At 70.5% G+C, this 10,799-nt stretch carries 8 protein-coding genes and 1 pseudogene; 5 read left to right on the top strand and 4 right to left on the bottom strand.

Annotated elements, in window-relative coordinates; genetic code table 11:
• Together ABD346_RS23015 and ABD346_RS23010 are read left to right on the top strand one after the other, a co-directional pair.
• Positions 1 to 1,213 (top strand): annotated as a pseudogene (locus ABD346_RS23015) (hypothetical protein); the annotation flags it as partial.
• A 63-nt stretch (positions 1,214 to 1,276) separates the two neighbouring features.
• A complete protein-coding gene (locus tag ABD346_RS23010) occupies positions 1,277 to 2,092 on the top strand; it encodes an immunity 49 family protein (RefSeq protein ID WP_344377286.1) in 816 nt (271 codons plus the stop codon).
• Between the two features lie 71 nt (positions 2,093 to 2,163).
• Here the strand turns inward: ABD346_RS23010 and ABD346_RS23005 are convergent, their stop codons facing one another.
• Entirely contained in the window at positions 2,164 to 3,243 is a 1,080-nt protein-coding gene (locus ABD346_RS23005; protein WP_344377296.1) for a serine hydrolase domain-containing protein, read from the bottom strand.
• A 641-nt stretch (positions 3,244 to 3,884) separates the two neighbouring features.
• Positions 3,885 to 5,168 carry an adenylosuccinate synthase gene (locus ABD346_RS23000; RefSeq protein WP_344377285.1) on the bottom strand — a complete coding sequence of 428 codons (1,284 nt, stop codon included), beginning with the start codon at positions 5,166 to 5,168 and terminating at the stop codon, positions 3,885 to 3,887.
• Positions 5,169 to 5,343: 175 nt separating this feature from the next.
• On the opposite strand from ABD346_RS23000, the gene ABD346_RS22995 reads away from it, so the two are divergent.
• A complete protein-coding gene (locus ABD346_RS22995; protein ID WP_344377283.1) occupies positions 5,344 to 6,150 on the top strand; it encodes a diacylglycerol kinase in 807 nt (268 codons plus the stop codon).
• 103 nt (positions 6,151 to 6,253) lie between these two features.
• On the opposite strand, the gene ABD346_RS22990 is transcribed toward ABD346_RS22995, so the two are convergent.
• Complete coding sequence (locus ABD346_RS22990) at positions 6,254 to 6,784, bottom strand: GbsR/MarR family transcriptional regulator (RefSeq protein WP_344377282.1); 531 nt, start codon at positions 6,782 to 6,784, stop codon at positions 6,254 to 6,256.
• 101 nt (positions 6,785 to 6,885) lie between these two features.
• Here ABD346_RS22990 and ABD346_RS22985 point away from each other — a divergent pair, with 101 nt between their 5' ends.
• Together ABD346_RS22985 and ABD346_RS22980 are read left to right on the top strand one after the other, a co-directional pair.
• Positions 6,886 to 7,794: an ABC transporter ATP-binding protein gene (locus ABD346_RS22985; RefSeq protein WP_344377281.1), complete on the top strand. Its 909-nt coding sequence runs from the start codon at positions 6,886 to 6,888 to the stop codon at positions 7,792 to 7,794.
• Entirely contained in the window at positions 7,791 to 9,395 is a 1,605-nt protein-coding gene (locus tag ABD346_RS22980; RefSeq protein WP_344377280.1) for an ABC transporter permease, read from the top strand. The genes ABD346_RS22985 and ABD346_RS22980 overlap by 4 nt, the downstream gene beginning before the upstream one ends.
• A gap of 86 nt (positions 9,396 to 9,481) precedes the next feature.
• Here the strand turns inward: ABD346_RS22980 and ABD346_RS22975 are convergent, their stop codons facing one another.
• On the bottom strand, positions 9,482 to 10,714 hold the full coding sequence (locus ABD346_RS22975; protein WP_344377279.1) for a cytochrome P450: 1,233 nt from the start codon (positions 10,712 to 10,714) through the stop codon (positions 9,482 to 9,484).
• Positions 10,715 to 10,799 lie beyond the last annotated feature (85 nt).

The raw sequence follows: 10,799 nt of genomic DNA, 5'->3' as shown, positions 1-10,799 counted from the left end.
CGGAGCACACAACCCGGCCCACACGCCCGGCGGCACCGCCCACGACCCCGGCCGGGGCGCCGCGAACGACCTCGACCGGGGTGCGACGGGCGGGTCCCGCGGCGGGACCCCGGCCGCGGGCGACACGGCGGGGCATGCGGCGGAGACCGGCGGGCACGGGACTGGCGGGCACGGGACCGGGGGCCACGGGACTGGTGGTCACGAACCCGGCACCGGCGGGCACGAGCCCGGCCACGGTGGTGGCGCGGGTGACGACGCGGGGCACGTTCCCGGTGAGCACGGCGGGTCCGGCGGGAGCGGGCACGACGGTGACCAGCCGACGGGTCGCCGCACGACCGAGCAGGAGCTTGAGATCAAGCGCCAGCAGGTCGAGCGGGCCAACAACGACCCGGCGTGGTTCAAGAAGCACTACCGGGTCAACGGCTACCGGCGCTTCACCAAGCTCGACGGCGGGTACGGTCAGCGACTGCCCAAGCTCGCACCGGATCCGGACCACCCCGGCAAGTGGATCGCCGCCGACGATCTGCCACCGGCGGTCGCGGAGGACTACCTCAAGGATCCCGTACCGCGGCACCCGGTACAGCCCATGACCCCGGACACCCTCAAGCACCTCAACCACGAGGCGGCCGCCCGGGACAACGCCATCAAGGCCGACACGGCAGCGGAGAAGCACCTGGCGGCTGTGGAGAAGGCGTACGAGGCCAATCCCACACCGGAGTTGGCCGCAGCGGTCGACCACGCGGACCTCGCCCACTCCCCCCTGCACGGGCAAATGAGCCGCGCGAGCGAAATGTACGGCGAGCACGTGGCCGAACACGCTGCGATACCCGAGCACTACCCCAACGCCAAGCGGGTCGACGACGGGGCGCTCGGCAACAACCGGTTCGACCAGGTCTACAAGACCACGGACGGACGGTACGTGGTCGTCGAGGCCAAGGGTTCCGAGCGGGCTCAACTGGGCACACGCAAGGGACTCAGCGGGCGCCGGGTCACACAGGGCACGCGCGAATACTTCGAAACGATTCTCGCCGAAATGGATAAACGGGCAGAAAATCGCTTGGGCACGCCCGAAGGCAAGGCGGAAGGCGAGTTGGCCGAAGCACTGCGCACCGCTCTGAACGATGGCAAGGTCGACTATGTCCTCGTCAAAGCGAAGTCCAACGGCGCTCAGTACGCTGGCTACAAGATGAGGCAGTTCAAAATCGCTCCCTGAGGAAACAACATGTCAGTCAAGATTTCTCGACCCGCATACACCCCCCCTGAAAACTCTGCGGAGTTGCTGGGAGGGCTCGACGCGAGGACTCTCAGGGAGATCGAGCGCGCCGCGCAGTCGCCGCAGATGTTCGGTCTGACCTTCAGCAAGACGATCAACACAGCGTTCATCCACTGCCGTCACGACCCGACCGCGAACGCGAGCGAGACGTGGGAGGCGTGGGTCGCGGCCATGCAGACCGGGTCCGCGCTGTTCGCCTCGGCGACGGCGCCGGAGGGCTCCACCGTCGAGTGCATGATCGCCCAAGAGAAGCGGACCATTCCCGCCCTCGGGAAGCCCATGCACTTCACCGACGCGGGCACCTGGCTGCAGGCGTTCTGGCTCGCGGTCATCTGCCGCGACCAGGATCGGATGACCCGGTTGTGCCAGGTGACGGTCGATCAACTCCGGGCGTCCGGCGCCGAGTTCGAGGAGTACATCTACCCCTGGGTGGAGGCTCTCCAGGCGTACTGGCTCCAGCGGCCGGACCTCGGCGAGAAGCTGGTCGCCGCGTTCGACGGGACGAACCCGGAGAACCTGCGGTTCGTCGACCGTGAGCTCATGCTCAAGATCCTCTATCCGCCGCTGAACCTCTTCTACCGCTTCATCACCCAGGACACCGAGAAGTTCAGCGAGGCGCTCGTCCAGGCCATCCAGCTGCACCACGAGTACTGGACCGCGGACGAGGAGCGGCGCGAGGACCTCGACGGCGCTGTGGCGCTGGCCCCGCTCGCCCTGGCCTGCCTTGCCCACGATGCCGGGCAGCCGATCGAGGTGGAGTCGGAGTACCTCCCCGAAAACCTCCTCGACCGCAGCTGGCTGGGGGAATTCCCTACGTAGGCCCCGCGTAGGTCCCGCGTAGGCCCCGCGTAGGCCCCGCGTAGGCCCCGCGCCGGGCACCCAGGATCTGGCTACCCGGCGTCGCACAAGGCCTTGTCCACCAGGGCCTCCACCCGGGGCATCGCCTTGGGGTCGGCCGGCTGGAGGGTTACCGCTATGTTCGCGGCACGGCCCTGGTCCGTGGCGCCGCCCCGGGTTTCGTAGCCCGGGAAGCTGCCGCCGTGGCCCCAGTACACGCCGCCGCACGACAACGGTGTGCTCAACAGGCCCAGTCCGTAACGGGTGTTGGGGGCGAAGGGGGCTCCGGCGGGGACGGTCGTCCGCATCTCCTTGAGCTGGGCCTTGGGGAGAAGGCGGCCGTTTTCCAGGAGCGCGCTGAAGAAGCGGTTCAGGTCGGAGTTCGTGGAGATCAGCTGGCCTGCCGCCCAGGCCCAGGACGGGTCCATCTCCGTGATGTCGCTCAGGGAGCCGCCCGGCGCGTCCTGGGCGTAGCCCTTGGGGTGCGGTTCGCGGATCGTCGGGTCGCCGGGGGCGGGGAAGTACGTGTGGCGCAGGCCGATCTTCTTGATGATGCGCCGGTCGATTTCCGCGGCGAGGGGGCGGCCCGTCACCCGCTGGACGATCAGGCCGGCCACCACGTAATTCGTGTTGCTGTACTTCCACTTGGCGCCGGGGGGCGTGAAGTCCGCCTTGTGCTTGAGGGCCCTGTCCAGGAGGTCGCGGGGTTCGTAGTAGCGGGGCTCCAGGTCGTCGTCGTTGGTGTAGCTGGGGAGTCCGCTGGTCTGCTGGAGGACTTGGCGGACGGTGATGTGGCTCCCGTCGATGCCGTCGCCGTGTACGAGGCCGGGGAGGTAGGTGTCGATCGAGGTGTCGAGGCCGATCTTGCCCTCGCCCACGAGTTGCAGGACGACCACGGCGGTGAAGGTCTTGGTGTTGCTGCCGATGCGGACCTGGCCGTCCACGGGGACCTTCGCCCTGGTGGCCAGATCGGCCACGCCGGCGGTGTAGTTACGGGTGTGGCCCTTGCGGTCCTGGATGGCGGCCAGGGCTGCGGGGAAGCCGTTGCTTGTGACCAGGGTGTCGAGGCCCTGCTGGATGGGGGGCGGCGCCGACGCCGACGCCGGGGGCGGGGTGAAGGCGGTCAGCGCCATGAAGCCGGCGGCGAGTGCGGCTGCGGCGGCCACTCCGCGCCGCGTGGTCCGCTGCCGCGCTCTGTTCTGGTCGGGGTTCTGGCCGGGCCTGGGTGATGCCTGCTCACGCACGTGCGGACTCCTCCGGGGGGCTGGGGGGTTTGCTCGGCCCAGCATTTCCGGAGGGGGTGGGTGGGGGCGATCCGGCCACCTACCCGTACGCGGGTGGGGCTAGCCCCCACCCCGCCCCTTCCCGCTGTGACACTCTGCGGCTCCGCCGCGTGGCTCCGGGGGCGGGGTGCGGCCGGTCCGGGTGCGCTGGGGCTCCGCCCCAGACCCCGGGAGGCCCCTCCCCGCCCCTTCCCTCAACCCGCCGGGGTTGTGAAGGGGTGAAGCCAGGTTTCGTTTCCTGGGGCTCTGCCCCAGACCCCGTTCGCGCCTGAAGGGCGCTCGTCCTCAAACGCCGGACAGGCTGGGTATGCCTGTACGGGCACCCTGCAAAGATCGATCCTGCCAGGGGCGCGGGGAACTGCGCGAGCAACCGCCCGCGGCCGAACGGCAGGCTCATGCGCGCAGCGCATGGAACTTAGGGGCGCGGGGAACTGCGCAAACAGCCGAGCGGGGTTCCGGGTGTGCCGGAACCCCGCTCTTGCCGAGGCCGCTTACAGGAAGGAGTTGATCTCGATCGTCTCGGTGCGGCCGGGGCCGACGCCGATCGCGGAGATCGGGGCACCCGACATCTCCTCCAGCGCCTTCACATACGCCTGCGCGTTCTTCGGCAGGTCAGCGAAGGTCTTCGCCTTCGTGATGTCCTCCGACCACCCCGGCAGGGTCTCGTAGATCGGCTTCGCGTGGTGGAAGTCGGTCTGGGAGTACGGGAGTTCCTCGACGCGCTTGCCGTCGATCTCGTACGCCACGCAGACCGGGATCTGCTCCCAGCCCGTCAGGACGTCGAGCTTCGTCAGGAAGAAGTCGGTGAGGCCGTTCACGCGGGTCGCGTAACGCGCGATCGGCGCGTCGAACCAGCCGCAGCGGCGGTCGCGGCCGGTGGTCACACCGCGCTCGCCACCGATGCGGCGCAGCGCCTCGCCGTCCTCGTCGAAGAGCTCCGTCGGGAACGGGCCCGCGCCGACGCGGGTCGTGTACGCCTTCAGGATGCCGATGACGCGGCTGATCTTCGTCGGGCCCACGCCCGCGCCCGTGCAGGCGCCGCCCGCGGTCGGGTTCGAGGAGGTGACGAAGGGGTACGTGCCGTGGTCGACGTCGAGCAGGGTGCCCTGGCCGCCCTCGAAGAGGACCACCTTGTCGTCGTCCAGCGCCTTGTTGAGGATCAGCGTGGTGTCGGCGACGAACGGCTTGATCTGCTCCGCGTACTGGAGCATCTCCTCGACGATCTTGCCGGCCTCGATCGCGCGGCGGTTGTAGATCTTGGCGAGCAGCTGGTTCTTGCCCTCCAGGGCCGCCTCGACCTTCTGCTCCAGGATCGACTCGTCGTAGAGGTCCTGGACGCGGATGCCGACACGGTTGATCTTGTCGGCGTAGGTCGGGCCGATGCCCCGACCGGTGGTGCCGATCTTCCGCTTGCCGAGGAAGCGCTCGGAGACCTTGTCGAGCGTCACGTTGTACGGCGTGATCAGGTGGGCGTTGCCGCTGATCAGGAGCTTCGACGTGTCCACGCCGCGCTCGTTCAGTCCGCTCAGCTCGGAGAGCAGGACCGCCGGGTCGACGACGACACCGTTACCGATCACCGGGGTGCACCCCGGCGAGAGGATCCCGGAAGGGAGAAGATGCAGCGCGTACTTCTGGTCGCCTACGACAACCGTGTGGCCGGCATTGTTGCCGCCCTGGTAACGCACCACATAGTCAACGGATCCACCGAGGAGGTCGGTGGCCTTTCCCTTGCCCTCGTCACCCCACTGAGCACCGAGCAGCACAAGTGCGGGCACAGGCGTACACCCCTTCCGGGCGGGGCATGTCCAAGGTCAGGGGCATACGCGTTCCACATGTGGATGCGTACACCATGGGCCTGAACCGTAGAAAGCTGCCCCGGAATAGACGAAGCCCCTGGCGCAATAGCGCAAGGGGCTCTTGCACAAAGATGCTACCCGAGGAAGGACCGAGGTGTCGGCTGCGCACCAGCTCGTCGTGCTCATCGACCCGGTCGCCCGCCGTATTGACGGCGAGTCCGTACGGATCGCGAAGGATGTGCTGTGTGCGGGAGCACAGGCGAAAATCTGCTGGCCACAGGGGCCGGAAGAGTTTGCGCGGGCGCTGGCCCGCAGGGGCGGCCGGCGCACCGTGGTGGTCGGTGACGACCAGGCACTGCTACGCACCGTGACGCTGCTGCACCGCGAGCGTGAGCTCGACCGGGGCGCGATCGCCCTGGTTCCGGTGGGCGCGGCCGACTCCCTGGGCCTTGCCCGCTCGCTCGGCGTGCCGATGGGCGCGGTGGCCGCGGCGCGGGCCGCCCTCGACGGCACCGGGCACCGGCTCGATCTCCTCGCCGACGACAGTGATCAGGTCGTCCTCGGCGCCCTGCGGATCCCCGCGGTCGGTCCGCCGCCCGCGCCGCCCGCCTCGCCTTCGGTGTGGGGTGCCGCCCGGTCCCTTGTCCGCAGCCTGGTGCGGGCGCCCGCACCCGTCGCGGCGGCCGTCGCGCACCGGCTGCGGGTGGAGGCCGACGGGGTGCTCCTGAGCGACCTGGACCGGCCGGTGGCGGGGGTGTCGATCGCCTCCGCCGACGGGCTCGCCCAGGTCGTCGTGCACGGCCGGACCGGCGAGCGGGCCCGGGCGGCCGCGCGGGCCGTCACCATCTCGGGCCCGGTGGGCGGCTTCCGCTACCGGGCGGACCAGGTCGTCGCGGGCCCGGTCCGTACCCGTACGTGGACCGCGCTCGCGGGGGCGTGGGAGCTGGTCCTGCCGGCCTGAGCCGGGCCGGGCGTTCGGCGGGGCGGGACCGGCGCCGTAAAGCCGGTGGCCGATGGGATCGTCTGAGCGGGACCGGCACCGTGACCCCGGCGGGTCGGCGGGCTCAGCGCGGCGGGATCGGCGGGAGGTCCAGGGTCGTGCGGTGTTCGCGCCAGCGGTCCATCAGCTGGGACAGCTCGCCGTGCAGGAACGCGAAGAACGCCGCCGTCTCCGCCATGCGCGCCCCGGCCGCCGTGTCCGGGCCGCCCGCGCTGGCGACGCCGTCCTTCATGACCTGCTCCCAGCGGGTCAGGACGCGGTCCCGGTTGGTGAAGGTCTCGTACCAGAGCTCGTTGTGCAGGACGTACCGGTCGCGCCGGGAGCCGGGCTCGCGCTCGCGGCCGACCATGTTGACCTGCGACAGGTAGCGGACCGCGCCCGAGACCGCCGCCGGGCTGATCCGGAGCGCCGAGGCCAGTTCCGCCGAGGTCATCGAGCCGGTCTCGGAGACGAGCAGCGCCGCGAAGACGCGGGCCGCCATCCGCTGCATGCCCGCCTCGGCGAGTTCGGAGGCGAACCGTTCGACGAACCGGCCCGCCGCGTCCTCGTCCCGGCCGTCCGGCACCTCTTGCTCCCTGTCCACGCTGCTGCTCATGAGCTCATCGTCTCCCCTCGCCACCCCGCCCCGGTTCCGCCGCCGACTTTATACGCTTCCTTAACTTCACAACTTCGTGAAAATACCGTACGTTCAAAAGTATGACGAAGGCAATCACGGTCGCCGGACTGCACAAGTCGTTCGGGCGCACGCACGCGCTCGACGGCCTCGACCTCGCCGTCGAGGCCGGTGAGGTGCACGGCTTCCTCGGCCCCAACGGCGCCGGGAAGTCCACCGCCATCCGGGTCCTGCTCGGCCTGCTGCGCGCCGACTCCGGCGCCGCCCAGCTGCTCGGCCGCGACCCGTGGGCCGACGCCGTCGAACTCCACCGGCACGTGGCGTACGTGCCGGGCGACGTGACGCTGTGGCGCAACCTTTCGGGAGGCGAAGTCATCGACCTGTACGGCAGGTTGAGGGGCGGCCGCCTCGACCGGTCCCGGCGCCACGACCTCATCGAGCGGTTCGAGCTCGACCCCACGAAGAAGGGCCGCACCTACTCCAAGGGCAACCGCCAAAAAGTCGCCCTGGTCGCCGCGTTCGCGTCCGACGTGGACGTACTCATCCTGGACGAGCCGACCTCCGGGCTCGACCCGCTGATGGAAGAGGTCTTCCAGAGTTGCGTCGAGGAGGAGCGTGACCGGGGCCGCACCGTGCTGCTCTCCTCGCACATCCTCAGCGAGGTGGAGAGCCTCTGCGACCGGGTCAGCATCATCCGCCGGGGCCGGACCGTGGAGACCGGCTCGCTCGCCGAGCTGCGCCACCTCACGCGCACGTCGGTCACCGCCGAACTCGTCGGCACACCGAACGGGTTGGCGCATCTGCCGGGCGTGTACGACGTGGACGTCCAGGGCCACCGGGTGAAACTCCAGGTCGACACCGACAAACTGGACGCGGTACTGCGCTCGCTCACCGAGTCGGGCGTACGGTCCCTGATCTCCACCCCGCCGACGCTGGAGGAGCTGTTCCTGCGCCACTACACGGGGGCGGAGGAAGAGGTGGTGGCCCGATGACCACGATGGCGGTACGCGTGCGCGGTTCGGGGCAACTGACAGGCACCGGCGCCCTGTTGAGGCTCGCGCTGCGCAGGGACCGGGTGATGATCCCGGTGTGGTCGGTCGCGCTCGGCGGGCTCGTCGCGAGCGGCGCGGGCACCCTGCAGAAGGTGTACCGGACCGCCGCCGAACGCGCCGACGTGGCGAACTCGATGAGCGGCAACGGCTCACTGCGGGCGCTGTACGGTCCGGTCTTCGACGACTCGGTCGGCGGGCTCACCGCATGGCGGTTCGGCGGGTTCGGATACGTACTGGCGGCGGTGATGAGCCTGCTGATCGTCGTACGCCACACGCGGGAGGAAGAGGAGACCGGCCGCCAGGAGCTGCTGTCCTCGGCGATGGTGGGGCGGCGGGCGCCGCTGACATCGGCGCTGTCGGCGGCCTTCGTGGCCAATGCGCTGGTCGCCCTGATCATCATGGCCGGGCTCGCCGAGTCGACCGGGGACACGGCGGGTTCAGTGGCCCTCGGCCTCACGACCGGGGCGGTCGGGATGCTGTTCGCGGGCATGGCGGCGATCATGGCGCAGCTGACGGAGAACGCCCGGCTCGCGAAGGGCCTCACGGGGGCGGTCCTCGGCGCCGCGTTCCTGCTGAAGGCGGCGGGCGACACCGCGACGCGGGACGCCTCCTCGGTGCTCGACCGGCTCTCCCCCCTCGGCTGGGCCGAGAACGTGCGCCCGTACGCGGGCGAGCGGTGGTGGGCGCTGCTGCTCATCGTGGCGGCGGCGCTCGTACAGGGGGCGGCGGCGTACGCGCTGGCCGGGCGGCGCGACATCGGGATGAGCTTCGTGCCGCCCCGGCCGGGGCCGGCCGAGGGCCGCATCTCGACGGCGTACGGGCTCGCCTGGCGGTTGCAGCGGGGCGGCGTGATCGGCTGGACGCTCGGATTCGCCCTGGCCGGGCTGCTGTTCGGCGGGATGACGGACGGGGCGGCCGACCTGGTCGGCGACAACGCGCAGACGAAGGAGATCATCCAGCGGATGGGCGGCCAGCCGGGGATCACCGACGCGTTCCTCGCGACGATGGTCGGGATGCTGGGGATGATGGCGGCGCTGTACGCCACGTCCTCGGTGCTGCGGCTGCACGGCGAGGAGACGGGTTCGCGGGCCGAACCGGTCCTGGCGGCTTCGGTCGGCCGGGTGCGATGGGCGGCCGGGCATCTGGTGATCGCGTTCGGCGGGGCCGCGCTGATCATGGTGGTCGGCGGGCTCGGCCTGGCGGCCGGATACGGCAGGGAGCCCGGCCCGATCCTGGGCGCGGCCCTGGTCCAGCTCCCCGCGATCTGGACGCTGGCGGGCCTGGCGGTGCTCCTGTTCGGAGCGTTCCCGAAGTCGGCACAGGCGGCGCTCGGCGTGGTGGGCCTGTGCCTGGCCCTGGGCTGGATCGGCCCCGCACTGAACCTCCCCCGGGCCGTCCTGGACGTCTCCCCCTTCGGCCACCTGCCGAAGCTGCCGGCTACGGAGATGGCGTGGATGCCGGTGGTGGTGCTGACGGTGGTCGCGGTGGGGCTGGTGGGGGCGGGGCTTGGGGCGCTGAGGAGGCGGGACGTAACCGGCTGAGCGGGTGTTGTAAAGGCGGTTCGGATCGGGGGTTGTAACGGGGGTTCGGATCTGGGGTTGTAACGGGGGTTCGGATCGGGGGTTGTTCAGCACTCCACGTGGAGCTGTGCGAGCCCCCGAATGACGAATCCGGGTCCCCACTCCGGCTCGGCGGCCAGCCGCAGCCGGGGCGCCTTCTTGAGCAACTGCCCGAAGGAGGCCCGGAGTTCGAGACGGGCGAGGGGCGCGCCGAGGCAGTAGTGGATCCCGGCACCGAAGGAGATGTGCGGGTTGTCGGCGCGAGTCAGATCGAGGGTGTCGGGATCGGCGAACCGCGCCGGATCGCGGTTGGCGGACCCGAAGAGAAGGGCGACCTCGCTGCCGCGCGGGAGCTTCTGCCCGGCGAACTCGATGTCTTCCAGCACCCAGCGCTCGAAGAGCTGGAGCGGGGTGTCATAGCGCATCAACTCCTCGATGGCAGTGGGAAGTTGTGCATCCGACGCGGCACGGAGGGCGGCAAGCTGGGAGGGGTTGCGGAGCAGGGCCCACCACCCATTGGCAGTGGTGTTGACGGTGGCCTCGTGACCGGCGTTGAGGAGCAGTACGCAGGTGGAGATCATCTCCTGCTCGGTCAGGCGGGCCGCCGCCCTGCCGCCGCTCTCGTCGTCGTACGCCGCGATGAGCGCGGAGACGAGGTCATCGCCGGGGTTGTGGCGGCGTGCTGCGATCAACTCCCGCAGATAGGCGCTGAATTCAAGGGATGCGCGTACGGCGTTGGCGGCGGTCTCCTCGCCCGGGTTGAGCTCGTACATGCCGCAGATCGCGGCGGACCAGGGGCGCAGGAGGGGCCGGTCCGCCTCGGGGATGCCGAGCATTTCGGCGATGACCGCGACGGGGAGGGGCTCGGCGACCCGGGCGACCAGGTCACCGCCGCCGGCCGCGCAGAAGTCGTCGACGAGGCGCTCCGCGAGGCGGTGCACGGTGGGGGCGAGCCGCTCGACGGTACGGGGGGTGAAGGCCTGCGAGACGAGCCGGCGGATACGGGTGTGGTCCGGGGGTTCGAGGTCGAGCATGCCGTGGTCGTTGAGGGTGTGGAACGGTTCGTGTGCGGGGGGTGGGGGTGTGCGGCCGAACTCCTCGTGGGTGAACCGGTGTTGATAACTCCGCCCGAGACGGCGGTCCCTCAGCAGGATGGATACATCTGCGTGGTGCGGGATGAGCCACTGGTTGGTGGGAGCGTGGTGGTGCACCCGGCCGGATGCCCGTAGCTCCGCGTAGGCGGGGTAGGGGTTGGCGACGAAATCGGCTGCGCCCGGGCGGAAGAGGGTGGTGGGATCCATGGGCTCGACAATGCGGCGCGGCTGGGCGGGGATCAAGGGGGCGGGCTCCCTGGGCTGCGCCCCGAACCCCGGCGCGCTTTCAGCC

The sequence above is a fragment of the Streptomyces mauvecolor genome, from assembly GCF_039532965.1.
GTDB classification, from domain to species: Bacteria; Actinomycetota; Actinomycetes; order Streptomycetales; family Streptomycetaceae; genus Streptomyces; species Streptomyces violascens.
Note: the sequence above shows the minus strand (reverse complement) of the source record. Positions and strands in the feature narration are given on the sequence as shown.

Excerpts from the sequence above, each read along its gene's own strand:
- ABD346_RS22985 (WP_344377281.1), top strand. The coding sequence starts at position 6,886 with ATGACGAAGGCAATCACGGTCGCCGGACTGCACAAGTCGTTCGGGCGC.
- ABD346_RS22990 (WP_344377282.1), bottom strand. The coding sequence starts at position 6,784 with ATGAGCAGCAGCGTGGACAGGGAGCAAGAGGTGCCGGACGGCCGGGAC.
- ABD346_RS22980 (WP_344377280.1), top strand. The coding sequence starts at position 7,791 with ATGACCACGATGGCGGTACGCGTGCGCGGTTCGGGGCAACTGACAGGC.
- ABD346_RS22975 (WP_344377279.1), bottom strand. The coding sequence starts at position 10,714 with ATGGATCCCACCACCCTCTTCCGCCCGGGCGCAGCCGATTTCGTCGCC.
- ABD346_RS23005 (WP_344377296.1), bottom strand. The coding sequence starts at position 3,243 with ATGGCGCTGACCGCCTTCACCCCGCCCCCGGCGTCGGCGTCGGCGCCG.